The following is an 18,765-nucleotide window of genomic DNA, read 5'->3' on the forward strand; positions in this document are numbered from 1 at the left end:
AAAACTTACCCTAATCTTAAGTTTATTTTAATAGGAGATAGTGGTGAACATGATCCAGACATTTACCTTGAAATTGCAGAAACTTATCCAGATAGGATTTTGGCTATATATTTAAGAAGCGTTAATCATAAAAAGAAAATGCTCAGAGTTACTGGCTTATATAAAAGTTACAAAACAACACCAGCGTTATTAATTGAAAGTAGTAAGCAAGCCATAGAACACGCAAGAAAACATGGTTTTATAAAGGATTAAAAAAGCCCATTAATTTCGGCTTCCACTTTATTAATAATGCCACCTAAATCTTCGGGGTTTGATACAAAATCTAAATTATCTACATCTATAATTAGCAAATTGCCTTTGTCGTATTTAGAAATCCAAGCCTCATAGCGTTCGTTAAGTCTACTTAAATAATCTATACTTATTGAGTTTTCGTAATCACGACCACGTTTATGGATTTGTTCAACTAAATTAGATATAGAGCTGCGTAAATAAATAAGCAAATCTGGACCTTGCACAAAAGATTCCATAAGATTAAAAAGCGATGAGTAATTTTCAAAATCACGATTAGTCATTAAACCCATAGCATGCAAATTGGGTGCGAAAATATGAGCATCTTCATAAATGGTTCGGTCTTGAATAATGTCTTTACCACTTTCTCGAATTTGAGCCACTTGACGGAATCTGCTATTTAAAAAATACACTTGCAAGTTAAAACTCCAGCGCTCCATTTGATTGTAAAAATCGTCTAAATACGGATTATCTACAACATCTTCAAGTTGTGCTTCCCACTTATAATGTTTTGCGAGTAATTTTGTAAGCGTAGTTTTTCCTGCGCCAATGTTTCCTGCAATTGCAACGTGCATAATTTTTAATCTTTTATTAGTTGGTATTCATGAAGAAATTCATTGTCGTAAATATACAAGCTTCCTCTGGTTACTAAAAACTGTTTTATTAACAATTTTGGTATTTCAATTGGTGCAATAGTTTGATTGTAATCTGTTAAATAGAACAAGTTATTAGCAGATTTTAGTAAAATATTATCATGATAATCTAAAGCAATCGTTGTATAGTTTTCATTTTTAATTTTATAAATAAGACTTCCGTAAGAGTCGTATTTATACAAATAGCTTTCTGTGAGTAGCCAACAACTACTATAACTGCTTTTAAGATCAATAAGGTTAGATTGTATAGGAAGTGATTTTGCAGATACTTGATTTGTTTTGTAATTGTAAAGCTCTAATTGTTGTGAGTCTTGATTAAAAACCCAAAGCTTGTTTCCAAAACCTGTAGAAACATGAGATACATTTTTATATGGTTTTACAACATTAAAATCAACTTTATCAGTTTCGGCTAAACGGTTATCTAGCACTACAACGGTATTAAAGTCTCTGTAAAAAAGCTTTATTTTTAAAGGACTGAATGCATCAAAAGATGTTATATCGCCTAACTGAACATTGCTATAATTATAAATAATAGAATCGTTTAACTTTAAAAACAGGGTTTGATTGTCAATATATTTTAGTGATGTGTAATTACTGGATTTAGTAACCGAAACAATCGATTCTGCTTTAAGTTTAGTTTTTTTAACAAATGAAGTCTTAATCGTTTTTTGAGGAAAAACGACTATTGAAATAAAAAAGAAAAATAATGACGTTAATCTCATCAATTTAATCGAACTAACCCTAGTTATCAGATTAATAGTAAAGTTAGTGTTTGCATTTATACCAAATACCCATGGCTTTCATAGTATTCGGAAAAATACAAAAATCAAATCACTTTTAGCAAATTAGTTTATATCCAAATCCGCGAACGTTTAAAATCTGGATGCTTTTATCTTGATTTAGTTTTTTACGAAGCTTGGTTATAAAAACATCCATACTTCTTGCAGAGAAAAAATCATCATTTCCCCAAAGTTTACTGAGTATTAAGGACCTATCTAAAACCGCATTTTTGTTTTTTATCAAATGAAATAATAAGTGCGCTTCTCGATGTGTTAATTGCGTATATTCTTCACTTCTAAATTGAAGCATTTGTTTTGGGAAATTAAAAGTATAATCTCCAATATTTAATAGTTCTACTGATTGTTGAAGCTTGGTTCTGTTTAATAAATTGTTGATACGCACAATCAATTCTTCCATACTAAATGGCTTTTTTAAATAGTCATTTCCACCAATAGAAAAACCTTCAACTACATCTTGAGTTTGCGATTTTGCAGTTAAAAAAATAATAGGAATAGTGTCGTTTTCCAATCGTATTTCTTTAGCTAAAGTAAACCCATCTTTTTTTGGCATCATCACATCTAAAACGAGAATTTCTGGTTGCTCTTTTTGATAGGTTTTTAAAGCAATCTCACCATTCTCGCATAACAAAACTTTAAAGTTTCGGGTTTCTAAACTTTCTTTAATTATTTGCCCCAATGCAGGCTCGTCTTCTGCTAAAAGTACAGTTATTGGCTTATTCATTTGGGAAAGATATTTTAAATGTGGTTTGGTTGTTTTCTAAATCTAAATGAATCATGCCTCCGTGTTTTTCTGCAATTTTTCTGGCATAATATAACCCAATTCCAAAGCCTTTTATATCGTGCGTATTGCCTTTTGGAATACGATAAAATTTCTCAAAAATCTTATCTTTATTAGCTTTTGTCAACAAATTTCCATTATCTGAAATAGAAATTGTAAAGGCGGTTGAGTTTTGAGATAAATCAATATTAATAGTATTTCCTCCATATTTTATGGCGTTATCTAAAATATTATTTACAGCATTTTCAAAGTGAAAAGCGTCAACATTGGCATTTATTTTATCTGAAGTTGTTTTGAAATGTATTGGTTTTTCAGTTTGAATTTTATGTTTTTCAACTATAGTCTGTAAAATATCGGTGATATTATATTGATCTTTTTCAAGGTTTAAACTATCGCTATCTAAAGTGGCGGTTTCCAGTAGTTTTTCAACCATTATATTAAGTTTGGACAATTGATTGTTAGACATGTCCAAATAGGTTTTTGTTTTCTCTTTATCATCAATAACATTAAAGTTTTTAATGCTTTCAATAGCAACGCCAATAGTAGCAATTGGGGTTTTGAACTCGTGGGTAATATTGCTGATTAAATCGTTTTTTACTTCAGCTAGTTGCTTTTGGTTTTTAATAATTTTTAAAAGATACAGCAAACAACCAATAACGGACAAAACAAGAATTGTGGATATTAAAATACTAAGCGCGCTTCTTTTTAATATGATTTTTGTGGCGTTCGGATAGACTATTTCTAAACTCTCATTATGCTTTAAAAAGGTAGATTTAGATGTGGTTCTTAAAAAATCAGAGCTTTCAATTGCGGTATTAAAGGTGTTAAAAACACTATCGTTTTTATAATGTTTTAACGCGAAATTAATATCTAATAGTTTTCTTTTAAATTCATCTTTTATAATAGGATTTAGTTTTTTAAAATCTAAAGTATCATTTTTAATAGATATAAAAATAGACGTAATTCCTTTTATAAGTTTTAAGCTATCTGAAGCTTTTTTGCCTCTAATAACTTTTATTTTTTTGATATGATTTTCTCCTTTTGAAAATGTAAAACCACTATCTGAACCTTTAATTTGCGTAAAGCCTGTAATTTCTTTATGGATGTCGCCTCTATAATTTTCTTGAACTTTTCTAAAAATAGAATCTGTGTTTATGTCACTTAATTTACTTTTAAAATTGATGCTATCCTTTTCAATATCAATAAAAGTCATTTGGTTTGCTTCAGCTAGGTCTGCGTAATACGTATCTAAAGCATTATCAAAACTAACCTGCACTTGGTTTATAAAGCTTTGTTTATTCTGCAAATAATTTTTATAATTCCAATAGCATTGCACAACTATGGTTAATACTATAGTGATTACAATTAAATATAAAATCCATTTATATTTCTTCTCATTCATATTTCAAAAGTAAAGGTTAAACCGATATAAAACCAATGGGTTAACACTCGTTAACACTCGTTAACCATTTAAAGCCATTTTACTTTTCATATTTGTAATTCATTAATCAAAAAACGAACAGTAATCAATTTTAAAAAAGAAGGATAATTATGAAAACAATTATTAAAATCATTATTGTAGCATTAACTTTAGTAGTAGCAAAAGGAAATGCACAAGATTTTCAGGGTGTAGCTACTTATAAATCACACAGAAAAGTGGACTTGAAAATGGGTAATGAAAACATGAACGATGCCATGCAGAAGCAAGTTCAAGAACAATTACGAAAACAGTTTCAGCAAGAATATACGCTAACGTTTAATAAAAACGAATCGATTTATAAACGAAATGAAAAGTTAGAAGCACCTTCGCTGGCTCAATCTGGAATTCAAATTAAAATTTCGGAAGGATCAGATGTGATGTATAAAAATGTAAAAGAAAATAGATACACCAATAAAACAGAAACTTATGGGAAGTTTTTTTTGATAAAAGATACGTTAAGTAACAGAAAATGGGAATTGGTAAATGAAACCAAAAACATTGGCGATTACACTTGTTTTAAAGCTGTTTTTAAAGACAATTACACTACACAAACCTTTAATGATAAAGGCGAAACCGAAGAAATAACAAAAGACCGAACCACAACAGTATGGTACACGCCACAAATCCCTGTTAATAATGGTCCTTCAGATTTTTATGGACTGCCAGGATTGATATTAGAGGTTAACGATGGTGATTTAACATTGGTTTGCAATAAAATTGTTATTAACCCAAAAGAGTCTGTAAAAATTGAAGAACCTACAAAAGGCAAAGCAGTAACACAAGCAAAATTTGATGAGATAATGGACAAAAAATCCAAAGAAATGATGGAGCAATTTCGTGCTCGAAGAGGTAGCGGCGATGGTGAAAGGGTTATGATTAGAGTTGGCGGTTAATTAAAAATTAGTGAATCTCAGTTTAAACTTTAAGTAATAATAGTATAGTCAAATATTTATATTAATTATTTTGTTTAATTATTTCATATATTTGTTAAACATTTTAATTATATATACTTATACAATGAAAACTTTTATTACTAAATTTTCGGTTTTACTTATAATTTTATCAACAACGGTTTCAATTCATGCTCAAGATTTTCAAGGCAAAGCCTACTATTTTTCAAAAACACCAATGGAACTTGGTAGTTGGGGGGCTACAATGAGTGAGCAGCAGAAAAAGCAAATCGCAGAACGTTTAAAAAACAGGCTAGAAAAAACCTATGTTTTAATCTTTAATAAAGAAGAGTCTGTATATAAAGAAGATGAAAAATTAGATGCAATTTCTGGAGCTACAGATTCTTGGGGAAAGAATTTCACTCCTGGAACACAGTACAAAAATGTAAAAACCAATACCTTTTTACAAGATCAAGAGTTTTATGGAAAAAAGTTTTTGGTTAAAGATCGCATGCAGCCTTTAAATTGGAAAATGGGAACAGAATCTAAACAAATTGGTCAATATATGTGTTTTAAAGCAACAGCTTCAATTGCAAAATCCCAACTTTCATGGTATTCGTTTTCATGGAGCCAAGCAAGAAACAATGATGCTTCAAAAAGTGAAGAAGTTGAAATGGTTGCTATAGAAGCTTGGTACACACCTCAAATACCAATTAATCAAGGTCCGGGTGAGTATTGGGGTCTTCCAGGGTTAATCCTAGAAGTTAACGTTGATAATACTACCATTCTTTGTTCAAAAATAGTAATAAATCCAAAAGAAAAAACTAAAATAAAAGCTCCAGAAAAAGGGCAAGAAGTAACCAGAGACGAATATCAAAAAATAATTTATAAAAAAATGGAGGAATTTAGAAATAATAGAACGGAAAGAAGAAATAGATAGTTTTTATAGCTGTTTTAAAGGTATAAACTAAATATTGTTTTAACATTATTTTAACGAAACAAACTTAAACTAAGTACCTTCATTATAGTCTAAAAAAAGTGCTATTGTTATGTTTAATAATAGCATACTTTTTTAAAATATAAATTATGAAAACAACCATTGTAAAACGCACCTATTTTCTTCTATTCTTATTGGCTTCACTAATAGTTACTGCTCAAAATTTTCAAGGTAAGGCATACTACATGTCGAAAACATCTATCGACATGGATAATTTTGGGCGACCTGGAATGAGTGAAGAACAAAAAAAGCAAATTGTAGAACGTATGAAAAGTATGTTTGAAAAAACATATGTTTTAACTTTTAATAAAACAGAATCTATTTATAAAGAAGAAGATAAATTAGAAACTCCTGGTCAAGGACAAGGCGGAAGGTTTAGAGGCATGATGTCTAGCTTTACAGGTGGCAATCAATATAAAAACATAAAAGAAAAGTTGCTTTTACAAGATCAAGAATTATTCGGAAAACAATTTTTAATAAAAGATTCTTTATCTCAAATAAATTGGGAAATGGGTAGTGAAACCAAGCAAATAGGGCAATATATGTGTTTTAAAGCTACTGCAAGAATTGCTGATTCTGGTTTTGATTTTACAAGATTTAGAAGACCTCCAGAAAACAGAACTAATGAGCAAGACTCAACTAAAACTAAAGAACCTAAAACCATCGATTCAGAAAAATTAATTCAAGTTGAAGCGTGGTACACTCTTCAAATTCCAATAAGCCAAGGTCCTGGCAAATATTGGGGACTTCCAGGCTTAATACTAGAAGTAAACGCAGGAAAAACCACTATTTTATGCTCAAAAATTATTATGAACCCAGAGGAAAAGGAAGAAATTAAAAAACCTTCAAAAGGAAAAGAAGTAACCCAAATGGAGTATAATGAAATTTTAGAAAAGAAAATGGAAGAAATGCGCGAAAACTTTAGAAGAAGACGGCGGTAGAGAAACAGTAAAAAAGATAAATTAATAAGCCAAAAAAGTATTTAATGAAATTAAAAATAACCACACTACTTATATTAATAACAAGTACAGTTTTTGCTCAAATAAAACTACAAGGTGTCGTAAAAGACAGTATTGGCAATCCGCTTGAATTGGCAAATGTTATTGCCATAAATAAAGAAACTCAAGCATTAGAATCATACGGAATTACTAATGATGAAGGGCGCTATAAATTAAATTTAGAGAAAAACACCACTTATAGTTTGCAAGTAAGCTATATAGGCATGAAGACTTTTAAAGAAGCTATTTCTACCAAAGAAATAGATATAATTAAAAATGTTTCAATGCTAACAGATAATGCTTTAGACGCTATTGAACTTACTTACGAAATGCCCGTAACAGTAAAAGGCGATACATTGATTTATAATGCCGATTCATTTAAAAATGGTACAGAACGAAAGCTTGAAGATGTTTTAGAAAAATTACCAGGTGTAGAAATTAATGATGATGGGCAAGTAGAAGTAGAAGGTAAAGTGGTTAATAAACTCATGGTTAACGGAAAAGATTTTTTTGATGGCGACACCAAATTGGCAACAAAAAACATTCCTTCAAATGCGGTTGATAAAGTGCAAGTTTTACGAAATTATTCTGAGGTTAATCAGTTAAGGAACGTCACAAACAATCAAGATAATGTCGCTATAAACATCAAACTTAAGGAGGGAAAAGAAAATTTTTGGTTTGGGAATGTTACAGCTGGTAGTGGTGCTTCGCCAGGTAATGAGCTTTATTTAGTACAGCCAAAACTATTTTATTACAGCCCAAAATTTAGTCTTAATTTTATAGGAGATTTAAACAATACCGGAGAATTAGCATTAACACGTCGCGACCTTCGCGGATTTGGTGGCGGTTTTCGAGCACCAAGTAGAGGCAGTGGCACAAGCATTAATTTAGGCGATAACGGACTTAACTTTTTAACAAGCCAAAACAATGCTCTTGAAATTGAGAACAAATTAGCAGCATCTAATTTTAGCTATTCTCCAAAAAAAGCATTAGACATAAGCGGGTTTGCAATTTATAATAGCAGTCGTATTATGTCTAAAGAAACAAGTTTTGTGCAATATGCCGATGCCGATTTAGGAATACCAGACGAAGCCACCGAACAAAATAGTAAAGAACGCTCCAATCAAGGTTTGGTAAAATTAAGCGCATCTTACAAACCTAACTTTAACAATCAATTAGATTATGATATTTTAGGACGTTTTTCAAAAGACGTACAAACTCAAAACCTATTATCTTCAGTAGTAGGAAATACAAATCAGTTGGATGAAGTAACACCATTTAGCATAAATCAAAACTTTAATTATTATTACACGCTTAACGAAACCAATATTTTTGCTTTTGAAGCGCAGCATTTAATAAAAAATGAAGATCCGTTTTATAATGCGTTGTTAGTAAATGACCCAAATAATAACAATGAAGCAGATCCAAATGACAGAGACGCCTTTGATACCACTGCTGAGGCTATGGGTTTTAATACCACCATAAATAATTACGATTTAGGTCAATACAGACGTATAAAATCCAACCAACTTGATGCTAAGCTAGATTACTATAATATCCTTAATGCAAAAAGTAACATCAACTTCACTTTAGGCACTATTTTAAGTAAGCAAGAATTCAACTCTAATATTTTTCAGTTTTTAGAAGATGGCTCTTTTTTTAACCCAACACCAACATTTAATAACGGTCGAGCCACAAATGACACCGATTATAATTTTAGTGATGTGTATTTAGGTGTTCATTACACTTTAAAAACGGGTAAGTTTACAATAACTCCTGGGTTTTCTGCACATGCTTACGGCAATAAAAACAGTCAGTTTGGAGAAACATTTAAAAACAACTTTTTTAAATTGTTACCAGATTTAGAAACCCGAATTCAATTTAAAAAAAGCGAAAGTTTAACGCTGCGCTACACTATGCAAAATCAATTTACCGATGTTACACGATTAGCACAAGGTTTGGTATTTAATAACTTCAATAGCATTCAGTTTGGCGAACCCGATTTGCTAAATGCCTTATCGCACAATGTAAGTTTATTTTATAGTAGTTTTAATCTATTTAACTACACCAATGTTTTTGGTCGTCTTTCCTATTCTAAAAACATTGATCAGATAAGAGGTTTAACAGATTTTGAAAACGTTATTAGAACCAGTACATTTTTTAATTCTAATTTTGCTGATGAAAGTGTATCTGCAAACGGACGCATACAACGCACCTTTGGTAAATTAAGAGCGAGTTTATCTGCTAATTTTAATTATAGTAAAATTAATCAGTTTGTACAAGGCAGGCAATCTTTAAGCGAGCGATTTACCCAAAGTTATAGACCAGAATTACGCACTAATTTTAGAGATGCACCAAACGTAAGGTTTAGGTATCGTTATAGTGTTTCAAATAATAATTTAGGTACAAGCACAACCAAATTTATTACCAATGCACCATCTGTAGATTTTGATGCTTACATCTGGAAATCTGTTACATTTAAAACAGAATACACCTATACAAATCAAGATAGCGGTATGGAGCCATCGCAATCATTCAAAACATGGGATGCTTCTTTAGCTTATCGAAAAGACAGAGATGCTAAATGGGAGTATGAAATTAAAGCGACTAATTTATTAGACATTGATTCGCGAGTACAAAATAGCGCAAATAACCTTGCTGTATTTAATTCTGAGACTTTTATACAACCTCGCTTTGTTACATTTAAAATTCGTTACGAGCTGTAGTTTAGTTTGTTAATTTTATCAAGACTGAATGTTATAAGTTATTCAGTTTTTATTTTGCATAATTAACAAACTATAATATATTTGCGGTCGGTTTTGGGGAGATACTCAAGCGGCCAACGAGGGCAGACTGTAAATCTGCTGACTACGTCTTCGCAGGTTCGAATCCTGCTCTCCCCACTTTAATTTGAAAAGTTTGCATTTTAATGCAAACTTTTTGTTTTATGGGTTTTTATGTTTTTGCTTCTTGAAAGAATGATTTCTCTTTAGTCACTAACTCGGAAAACTGAAAAAGGATTCGTTTAATACAAAGACGAAGTTCCGTTTCAATGAAGTTATCATTTTTTTCTGGCAAAGTCAAATTTCTATAAAAACAAAAAAAGAGCCTTGTAAAACAAATTACAAGGCTCTTAATATTATAAAAACGTATTGATGTTACAAACAAAAAGCATCTTTCACTTTATCAACATAATCTAATTTTTCCCAAGTAAATAATTCCACATCAAGTGTTGTAGTTTCTCCATTTGGCTGGGTAAAGGTTTTAGTAACCGTTTCGTTTTTGCGTCCCATATGTCCGTAAGCAGCTGTTTCGGTATACATTGGCGAACGTAGTTTTAAGCGTTCTTCAATAGCAAATGGGCGTAAATCAAATAGTTTAGAAACTTTTTCTGCAATTTCACCATCAGTCATATTAAAAGGGCAAGTGCCATAAGTATCAACAAAAACACCCATAGGCTCAACAACACCAATAGCGTAACTTACTTGTACCAAAATTTCATCGGCAACTCCTGCAGCAACTAAGTTTTTAGCAATGTGTCGAGTAGCATAGGCTGCGCTTCTATCAACCTTACTTGGGTCTTTTCCAGAAAACGCACCGCCACCATGAGCGCCTTTACCTCCGTAAGTATCTACTATAATTTTACGGCCGGTTAATCCTGTATCTCCATGAGGACCACCAATTACAAACTTGCCAGTTGGATTGATATGATAGGTAATAGCATCATTAAACAACACTTGTATTTGTTCTGGTAATTTTGCAACCACTCGCGGTATTAAAATGGTAACAATATCTTTTCTAATTTTTGCAAGCATAGCTTTATCTTCATCAAAATCGTCATGCTGTGTAGACACTACTATAGCATCAATACGCTGTGGAACATTATCATCGCTATACTCAATAGTTACTTGACTTTTAGAGTCTGGTCTTAAATAGGTAATATCCTTATTTTCTCTACGTAATTCAGCAAGTTCTTTTAAAATTCTATGTGACAAATCTAAAGCCAAAGGCATAAAATTTTCGGTTTCACGTGTAGCATAACCAAACATCATTCCTTGATCGCCAGCACCTTGTTCTTCTTTAGTAGATCTATCTACACCACGATTAATATCATCAGACTGTTCATGAATTGCAGAAAGCACTCCACAAGAATTGCCATCAAACATATATTCACCTTTTGTATATCCAATTTTATTAATGGTTTCTCTTGCTATTTTTTGAACATCTAAATAGGTCGTAGATTTAACCTCGCCAGCTAAAACAACTTGTCCAGTAGTTACTAATGTTTCGCAAGCAACTTTGGAGTCTCTATCAAATGCTAAAAAGTTATCAATTAAAGCATCACTAATTTGATCTGCTACTTTATCAGGATGTCCTTCAGAAACACTTTCTGAAGTAAATAAATAAGCCATATTTTTAATTTTATTAAAGATTTGACGATAGCGTCGAAGGAAGTTTGCACTGCCTTTAGCATTTTTTTTATATCAATAATTTAATTTGATATAAGAGGTTGCAATCAGTCAAATCTTTCCTCTATTATTTGTGTTGGCAAAAGTAAAAAAATAAAAGAATATGAGTGTTAATTTTTCTTTTTTTCAATAAAAGAATTGTTATGTAAAAATTATTTATAATATTTGAATCAACAAATGAAAAAGCAAATTTTAAATATCATTTCTATTATTGTCATTGTGATTATTTCACAGCGATGAGGTATGGTATATTAAAACTTAAATAAATTTTAAAAGCCTTCCTTAAACAGAAGGCTTTTTTTATTGAAGATTTTAAAGATTTTGAACATCATAAAAAACATCATATAATTAACTAATAATCAGTATTTTAATACAATTTCAATCACAATGAATTTAACCATGAAAAACAGCAAAAAACAGATTTAAAAAACTAAAAATTTAATTTCGTAACCATTTTAGGAATATTGTTGATTTTTTAAACAAAATCTTAAATAACAAGAAGATATTTATCAATACACAGATTTAGCAAAAAATTTTGCAAAAAACATGAACAAACTTAATAAACATAGTAGGCGATTAACCCAAGATGAATCTCAACCAGCATCACAAGCCATGTTGTATGCAGTTGGTTTATCTGATGAAGATATGCACAAAGCACAAATAGGTATTGCAAGTACAGGGTATGACGGAAACCCTTGTAATATGCACTTAAACAATTTGGCTGCGGAAGTAAAAATTGAATGTAATATAGCAGGTTTAGTTGGCTTAGGGTTTAATACTATTGGTGTTAGCGATGGTATATCAATGGGAACTTCGGGGATGAATTATTCTTTAGTATCAAGAGATATTATAGCAGATTCCATAGAAACAGTTATGAATGCTCAAAGTTACGATGCTCTTGTTTCTGTAGTGGGTTGTGACAAAAATATGCCTGGTGCTGTTATTGCTATGTTGCGATTAAATCGTCCATCAATAATGATGTATGGCGGAACCATTGCATCTGGCAACTATAAAGGAAGAAAGCTAAATATTGTATCTGCCTTTGAAGCTTTAGGTCAAAAAGTAGCTGGTGAAATCGATGAAGACGAATATAGAGACATTATAAAAAGAGCTATTCCAGGAGCTGGAGCTTGTGGGGGCATGTACACGGCAAATACCATGGCATCGGCTATAGAATGCATGGGCTTTTCTTTGCCTTATAACTCTTCTATTCCAGCAGAAAATCCAAATAAATTATCAGAAAGCGAAAGAACTGCAAGAGCTATTAAAAATTTGTTAGAATTAGATTTAAAACCATTAGATATTATTTCTAAAAAATCTATTGAAAATGCTATTGCATTAGTAAATGCCTTAGGAGGATCTACAAATGCAGTATTACATTTTTTAGCCATTGCGCATGCTGCAGATATCGATTTTACTTTAGAAGATTTCCAACGTGTTAGTGATAGAACACCATTAATTGCAGATTTAAAACCATCTGGAAAATACTTAATGGAAGATGTTCACGGAGTTGGAGGCACACCAGCAGTAATGAAATATTTATTAGATAATGGCTATTTACATGGTGATTGTTTAACCGTTACAGGAAAAACATTAGCAGAAAACTTAGCAGATGTTGAACCACTTACTTTTGAAAACGACCAAGATGTTATTTATCCAAAAGATAAAGCTTTAAAATCTTCAGGAAACTTACAAATTCTTTATGGAAACCTAGCACAAGAAGGCGCAGTAGCAAAAATTAGTGGAAATGAAGGATTACTTTTTGAAGGAAAAGCTGTGGTGTATGATGGCGAACAAGCTGCGAATACAGGAATTTCTAATGGAGAAGTAGAAAGAGGTGATGTTGTTGTTATTCGATATGTAGGTCCAAAAGGTGGTCCAGGTATGCCAGAAATGTTAAAACCAACATCTTTAATAATGGGAGCAGGTTTGGGTAAATCTGTAGCTTTAATTACAGATGGTCGTTTTTCTGGAGGAACACACGGATTTGTTGTAGGACACATTACACCAGAAGCACAAGAAGGCGGAACCATAGGATTATTAAAAACAGGTGATACAATAAGAATTAGCGCAGAAGATAACTCCATTAATGTATTACTTTCAGATGAAGAAATAACTGAAAGAAAATCGCAATGGGTAGCACCAGAATTAAAACATAAAAAAGGAATATTATATAAATACGCTAAAACAGTAGCATCGGCATCTAATGGCTGTGTAACTGATGCGTTTTAATTGGAAATTATGGAACCAGAAACCATGACAAAAGCAAAGTACTTAGAACAACCAACCGAACGTATAACAGGTTGTGAGGCCATAGTTAGATGTTTAATAGCCGAAGGTGTTGATATTCTTTACGGATATCCAGGTGGTGCTATTATGCCAGTTTATGATGAGTTATATAAATATAGAAATGAAATTCATCATGTATTAACACGCCACGAACAAGGTGCTGCACATGCAGCACAGGGATTTGCTAGAATTTCTGGACGTGTTGGTGTTGCTATGGCAACTTCAGGTCCAGGAGCAACAAACTTAATTACAGGTATTGCAGATGCACAAATAGACTCTACGCCTTTAGTATGTATAACAGGTCAAGTTCCATCTCATTTATTAGGTAGCGATGCTTTTCAAGAAACCGATATCGTAGGTATTTCTACACCTGTCACTAAATGGAATTGTCAAGTAACCAAAGCCTCAGAAATTCCTGAAGTTTTGGCTAAAGCATTTTATATAGCTAAAAGCGGTAGACCTGGCCCAGTATTAATTGATATTACAAAAGATGCCCAGTTTGGAGAACTTGATTTTAAATATGAAAAGTGTACAGGTGTACGTAGCTATATTCCTGTTCCAAAAACCAATTTAGAGTCTGTAAAAGCTGCCGCAGAACTAATTAATACCGCTAAAAAACCAATGATTGTTTGGGGACAAGGTATTATTTTAGGAAAAGCAGAAGAACAACTAAAAGCAATCGTTGAAAAGGCAGGAATCCCAGCAGCATGGACTATCATGGGCGCTTCAGCATTACCAACATCTCATCCATTAAATATTGGTATGGTAGGTATGCACGGTAATTATGCACCAAATAAATTAACTAATGAATGTGACGTATTAATTGCAATAGGAATGCGTTTTGACGACCGTGTTACCGGAAGTTTAGACACCTACGCAAAACAAGCAAAAGTTATTCATTTTGATATTGACCCAGCTGAGATTAATAAAAACGTACATGCAGATGTGGCTGTTTTAGGCGATTCTAAAGATAGCTTAACGCAATTGCTACCACTGTTAAATGAAAATTCTCATGAATCATGGCATCAAGAATTCAAAGATTTGTACGCCATTGAATACGATACTGTAATAAAAAATGATCTTCACCCAAGCAAAGAAGGCTTAACTATGGGTGAAGTTTTAAAAGAAATAAATATTCAAAGCAAAGGTAACGCAGCCATCGTTTCAGATGTAGGTCAACACCAAATGATTGCTTGTCGTTATTCAGAGTTTAACAAATCAAAAAGCAACATTACATCTGGTGGTTTAGGCACCATGGGATTTGCATTACCAGCAGCAATTGGAGCTAAAATGGCAGCACCAGAACGCGAAGTTGTTGCCATTATTGGAGATGGTGGCTATCAAATGAATATTCAAGAATTAGGTACAATTTTTCAGCAAAAAGCTGCGGTTAAAATTGTAGTATTAAACAATGAATTCTTAGGGATGGTACGCCAGTGGCAACAATTATTTTTTGATAAACGTTACGCATCTACCGAAATGACAAATCCGAATTTTGTAGCTATAGCAGAAGGTTATTATATAAAAGCTAGAAAAGTAACAAAACGTGAAGAATTAGCCGAAGCTGTAAAAGAAATGATAGCCTCAAAAGAATCTTATTTCTTAGAAGTTTGTGTAGAAAAAGAAGACAACGTATTCCCTATGATTCCTTCGGGAGCATCAGTTTCAGACATCCGCCTAAGCTAAATTTTACAAAAAATGAACGAAGACATAAAAACATTAACCATTTCAATTTATACTGAAAATAATATCGGTTTACTAAATCGTATATCTGCTATCTTTCAAAGAAGACATATCAATATTGAAAGCTTAACAACATCACAATCAGAAATTGAAGGCGTAAACAGATTTGTAATAGTAGTAGATATTACAGAATCTCAAGCAAAAAAAATAATCGGACAATTTGAAAAACAAATTGAAGTGATTCGCGCTTATTATCATACTGAAGAAGAAACTATTTATCAAGAATCTGGTATGTTTAAAATAAAGTCAGATCTACTTTTTGATGAGCCTCAAATTCAAAATATAATCAAAGAGAGTAACGCAAGAATTGTAACGGTAAATAAAGATTTTTTTGTTCTTGAAAAATCAGGCAGACGACAAGAAATAGAATTATTACGACGCGAATTAAATGCGTTTGGCATTATGCAATTTGTGCGTTCTGGACGTATTGCTGTTACAAAAGAAGAAATGAAAATAACCGAAATGCTTCAGGCATTCAATAACCAATAATTAACAATTAAATTAAAATGGGAAATTATTTTAACACCCTTTCATTAAGAGACAAATTAAACCAATTAGCAAAGTGTAGATTCATGGATTCTTCAGAATTTGAAGATGGTGTAAATGCTTTAAAAGGTAAAAAAATAGTGATTGTAGGCTGTGGTGCTCAAGGATTAAATCAAGGTTTAAACATGAGAGATTCTGGTTTAGACATATCTTACGCATTACGAGATGCTGCTATTACTGAAAAACGGGCATCTTATGTTAATGCATCTGAAAACGGTTTTACAGTAGGTACATACAAAGAGTTAATTCCAACAGCAGATTTGGTGTTAAATTTAACACCAGATAAGCAACATACCAATGTTGTAAATGCCGTAATGCCATTAATGAAACAAGGTGCTACACTATCATATTCTCACGGTTTTAATATTGTTGAAGAAGGCATGCAAATTCGTAAAGACCTAACGGTTATTATGGTGGCACCAAAGTGTCCTGGAACTGAAGTAAGAGAAGAATACAAAAGAGGTTTTGGTGTGCCAACTTTAATTGCGGTGCATGAAGAAAATAATCCAGAAGGAAAAGGCTGGGCGCAAGCTAAAGCCTATGCAGTAGCAACTGGTGGAGATAGAGCAGGTGTTTTAGCATCATCTTTTGTCGCAGAAGTAAAATCTGATTTAATGGGAGAGCAAACCATTCTTTGTGGGTTGTTACAAACAGGTTCTATTTTATGTTTTGATAAAATGGTAGAAGAAGGAATCGATGCAGGATATGCTTCAAAATTAATTCAATACGGTTGGGAGACTATTACAGAAGGTCTTAAATACGGCGGAATCACTAACATGATGGATCGTCTTTCTAATACAGCAAAAATTAAAGCTTTTGAATTATCGGAAGAATTAAAAGATATTATGCGCCCGTTATTTCAAAAACATATGGACGATATTATTGAAGGCCATTTCTCTAAAGGGATGATGGAAGATTGGGCTAATGACGATAAAGATTTATTAGGTTGGAGAGCAGCAACTGCTGAAACGGCTTTTGAAAAAACACCAGCAGGAGATGTTGAGATTTCTGAGCAAGAATATTATGATAATGGTGTATTAATGGTCGCTATGGTTAGAGCCGGAGTTGAATTGGCTTTTGAGGCCATGACAGAGTCTGGAATTATTGATGCCTCTGCTTACTACGAGTCGCTGCACGAAACACCACTTATTGCAAACACTATTGCAAGAAAAAAATTATACGAAATGAACAGTGTAATCTCTGATACAGCAGAGTACGGATGTTATTTGTTCGATCATGCATGTAAGCCTTTATTGGCAGATTTTATGAAAACCGTAGATACTGATGTTATTGGTAAAACCTATGCTGCTGATAATGGTGACGGTGTTGATAATGCAAGATTAATTGAAGTTAATGCAGCTTTAAGAAATCACCCAGTTGAAAAAGTTGGGGCATTTTTAAGAGCGTCAATGACGGCTATGAAGCCCATAGTTTAATATAAAATTTTATCCCACAAGGATTTCTGTGCTGAACTTATTTCAGTATATAACCTTACAGATATTTTTTAAAATACAATTAATGAATAAGGAGAAAACCACATATTTTCCTAATCTTAATGATATAAAGCTAGCTGCCGATACCATTAAAAATGTATCGGCAGTTACGCCTTTATATCCTAGTGTTAGATATTCAAACACGCATCAGGCTCATGTGTTTTTTAAACGAGAAGATTTACAACAAGTTAGATCGTATAAAATTAGAGGTGCTTATAATAAAATAAGCACTTTATCAAAAGAAGAATCCAAAAACGGTGTGGTTTGTGCTAGTGCAGGAAATCATGCCCAAGGCGTAGCACTATCATGTAAACTATTAAAAATTAATGGCACTATTTTTATGCCTGCACCAACACCTAATCAAAAAGTTGAACAGGTTAAAATGTTTGGAGGCGAGTACGTTTCTATCGTATTAAAAGGCGATACTTTTGATGATGCTTATCATTTAGCAATAACCGAATGCAAACTATTAAACAAGACTTTTATTCATCCTTTTAATGACAAAAAAGTTATTGAAGGACAATCTACCATTGCTTTAGAAATTTTAGAACAAACGACTAAACCTATAGATTATGTTTTTATAGCCGTTGGTGGAGGTGGTTTAGCAGCAGGTCTATCAACTGTTTTTAAAACATTATCTCCAAACACAAAAATTATTGGTGTTGAGCCAGAAGGCGCACCATCGATGTCGGTTTCAATAAAAAATAATAAAAATACCACATTAGAAAACATTGAAAAATTTGTTGATGGTGCAGCAGTAAAGCGTGTTGGCGATTTAACCTTTCCTATATGCAAGCAAAATCTTGATGCAATGATTACTGTTCCAGAAGGCAAAGTTTGTCAAACCATTTTAGATCTATACAATAGAGATGCTATTGTAGTAGAACCAGCAGGGGCGTTAAGTATTTCGGCTTTAGATTTTTATGCCAATGAAATAAAAGACAAACATGTAGTTTGTGTTGTTAGTGGTAGCAATAATGATATAACTAGAACATCTGAAATTAAAGAACGAGCCTTGTTATATGCTAATTTAAAGCACTATTTTATTATTAAGTTTCCGCAGCGCGCTGGTGCTTTAAAGGAGTTTGTTGTTGATATTTTAGGAGAGAATGATGATATTACTTATTTTCAATATGCTAAAAAAACAAATCGTGAAAATGGGTCTGCTGTAGTTGGTATTCAATTAAAAGCTTCATCAAATTTAGAACCACTAATTACCAAGATGAAGCAACATAATTTTTATGGTGACTACTTGAACAACAAACCCGATTTGTTTCAATTCTTAGTATAGATGTGGTGATATTTGTTTTAATAAAGCCCTCCAACATCATGTGCAAAACT

15 protein-coding genes and 1 tRNA gene are annotated in these 18,765 nt (G+C 32.3%); 11 read left to right on the forward strand and 5 right to left on the reverse strand.

All coding sequences use genetic code 11. The annotated features are described in order from the left end of the window. On the forward strand, window positions 1-252 hold a 252-nt coding region (locus AADI82_RS06275), incomplete at its 5' end, for an App1 family protein (protein ID WP_341215597.1). Here the strand turns inward: AADI82_RS06275 and AADI82_RS06280 are convergent. The 4 genes from AADI82_RS06280 to AADI82_RS06295 all read right to left on the reverse strand — a co-directional run bounded on the left by AADI82_RS06280 (window position 249) and on the right by AADI82_RS06295 (window position 3,921). Continuing rightward, on the reverse strand, window positions 249-863 hold the full coding sequence (locus tag AADI82_RS06280) for a deoxynucleoside kinase (RefSeq protein ID WP_034043161.1): 615 nt from the start codon (window positions 861-863) through the stop codon (window positions 249-251). The two genes, AADI82_RS06275 and AADI82_RS06280, sit on opposite strands and share 4 nt — an antisense overlap. Before the next feature lie 5 nt (window positions 864-868). Further along, complete coding sequence (locus AADI82_RS06285; protein ID WP_341215598.1) at window positions 869-1,663, reverse strand: hypothetical protein; 795 nt, start codon at window positions 1,661-1,663, stop codon at window positions 869-871. A gap of 115 nt (window positions 1,664-1,778) precedes the next feature. Continuing rightward, the gene (locus AADI82_RS06290; protein ID WP_341215599.1) at window positions 1,779-2,462 is read right to left on the reverse strand and encodes a response regulator transcription factor; all 684 of its coding nucleotides are present in this window, start codon (window positions 2,460-2,462) and stop codon (window positions 1,779-1,781) included. Then, window positions 2,455-3,921, reverse strand: a complete 1,467-nt coding sequence (locus AADI82_RS06295; protein WP_341215600.1) for a HAMP domain-containing sensor histidine kinase — start codon at window positions 3,919-3,921, stop codon at window positions 2,455-2,457. Before AADI82_RS06295 ends, AADI82_RS06290 begins: the two co-directional genes overlap by 8 nt. Window positions 3,922-4,070: 149 nt before the next feature. On the opposite strand from AADI82_RS06295, the gene AADI82_RS06300 reads away from it, so the two are divergent. From AADI82_RS06300 to AADI82_RS06320, 5 genes are all read left to right on the forward strand, one after another. Next, window positions 4,071-4,892 carry a GLPGLI family protein gene (locus AADI82_RS06300; protein ID WP_341215601.1) on the forward strand — a complete coding sequence of 274 codons (822 nt, stop codon included), beginning with the start codon at window positions 4,071-4,073 and terminating at the stop codon, window positions 4,890-4,892. A 124-nt stretch (window positions 4,893-5,016) separates the two neighbouring features. After that, window positions 5,017-5,829, forward strand: a complete 813-nt coding sequence (locus AADI82_RS06305; protein ID WP_341215602.1) for a GLPGLI family protein — start codon at window positions 5,017-5,019, stop codon at window positions 5,827-5,829. Window positions 5,830-5,975: 146 nt separating this feature from the next. After that, window positions 5,976-6,827 carry a GLPGLI family protein gene (locus tag AADI82_RS06310; RefSeq protein ID WP_341215603.1) on the forward strand — a complete coding sequence of 284 codons (852 nt, stop codon included), beginning with the start codon at window positions 5,976-5,978 and terminating at the stop codon, window positions 6,825-6,827. 44 nt (window positions 6,828-6,871) lie between these two features. Continuing rightward, window positions 6,872-9,610: a TonB-dependent receptor gene (locus AADI82_RS06315; protein WP_341215604.1), complete on the forward strand. Its 2,739-nt coding sequence runs from the start codon at window positions 6,872-6,874 to the stop codon at window positions 9,608-9,610. A 95-nt stretch (window positions 9,611-9,705) separates the two neighbouring features. Then, window positions 9,706-9,787: transfer RNA gene (locus tag AADI82_RS06320), tRNA-Tyr, on the forward strand. Between the two features lie 255 nt (window positions 9,788-10,042). On the opposite strand, the gene metK is transcribed toward AADI82_RS06320, so the two are convergent. Then, window positions 10,043-11,296 (reverse strand): methionine adenosyltransferase, encoded by a 1,254-nt coding sequence (gene metK / locus AADI82_RS06325; RefSeq protein ID WP_341215605.1) that lies wholly within the window; start codon window positions 11,294-11,296, stop codon window positions 10,043-10,045. A 603-nt stretch (window positions 11,297-11,899) separates the two neighbouring features. On the opposite strand from metK, the gene ilvD reads away from it, so the two are divergent. The 5 genes from ilvD (at window position 11,900) to ilvA (ending at window position 18,715) form a co-directional block, all read left to right on the forward strand. Continuing rightward, window positions 11,900-13,585: a dihydroxy-acid dehydratase gene (gene ilvD / locus AADI82_RS06330; RefSeq protein ID WP_341215606.1), complete on the forward strand. Its 1,686-nt coding sequence runs from the start codon at window positions 11,900-11,902 to the stop codon at window positions 13,583-13,585. 9 nt (window positions 13,586-13,594) lie between these two features. Further along, window positions 13,595-15,328: a biosynthetic-type acetolactate synthase large subunit gene (gene ilvB / locus AADI82_RS06335; RefSeq protein ID WP_341215607.1), complete on the forward strand. Its 1,734-nt coding sequence runs from the start codon at window positions 13,595-13,597 to the stop codon at window positions 15,326-15,328. A 12-nt stretch (window positions 15,329-15,340) separates the two neighbouring features. Next, entirely contained in the window at window positions 15,341-15,874 is a 534-nt protein-coding gene (ilvN, locus tag AADI82_RS06340) for an acetolactate synthase small subunit (protein WP_341215608.1), read from the forward strand. 17 nt (window positions 15,875-15,891) lie between these two features. Beyond that, the gene (ilvC, locus tag AADI82_RS06345) at window positions 15,892-17,367 is read left to right on the forward strand and encodes a ketol-acid reductoisomerase (protein ID WP_341215609.1); all 1,476 of its coding nucleotides are present in this window, start codon (window positions 15,892-15,894) and stop codon (window positions 17,365-17,367) included. Between the two features lie 82 nt (window positions 17,368-17,449). Next, window positions 17,450-18,715: a threonine ammonia-lyase IlvA gene (ilvA, locus tag AADI82_RS06350; protein WP_341215610.1), complete on the forward strand. Its 1,266-nt coding sequence runs from the start codon at window positions 17,450-17,452 to the stop codon at window positions 18,713-18,715. Window positions 18,716-18,765: the final 50 nt, after the last annotated feature.

The organism is uncultured Wocania sp. (genome assembly GCF_964021735.1).
In the GTDB taxonomy this organism is placed as follows: domain Bacteria; phylum Bacteroidota; class Bacteroidia; order Flavobacteriales; family Flavobacteriaceae; genus Wocania_A.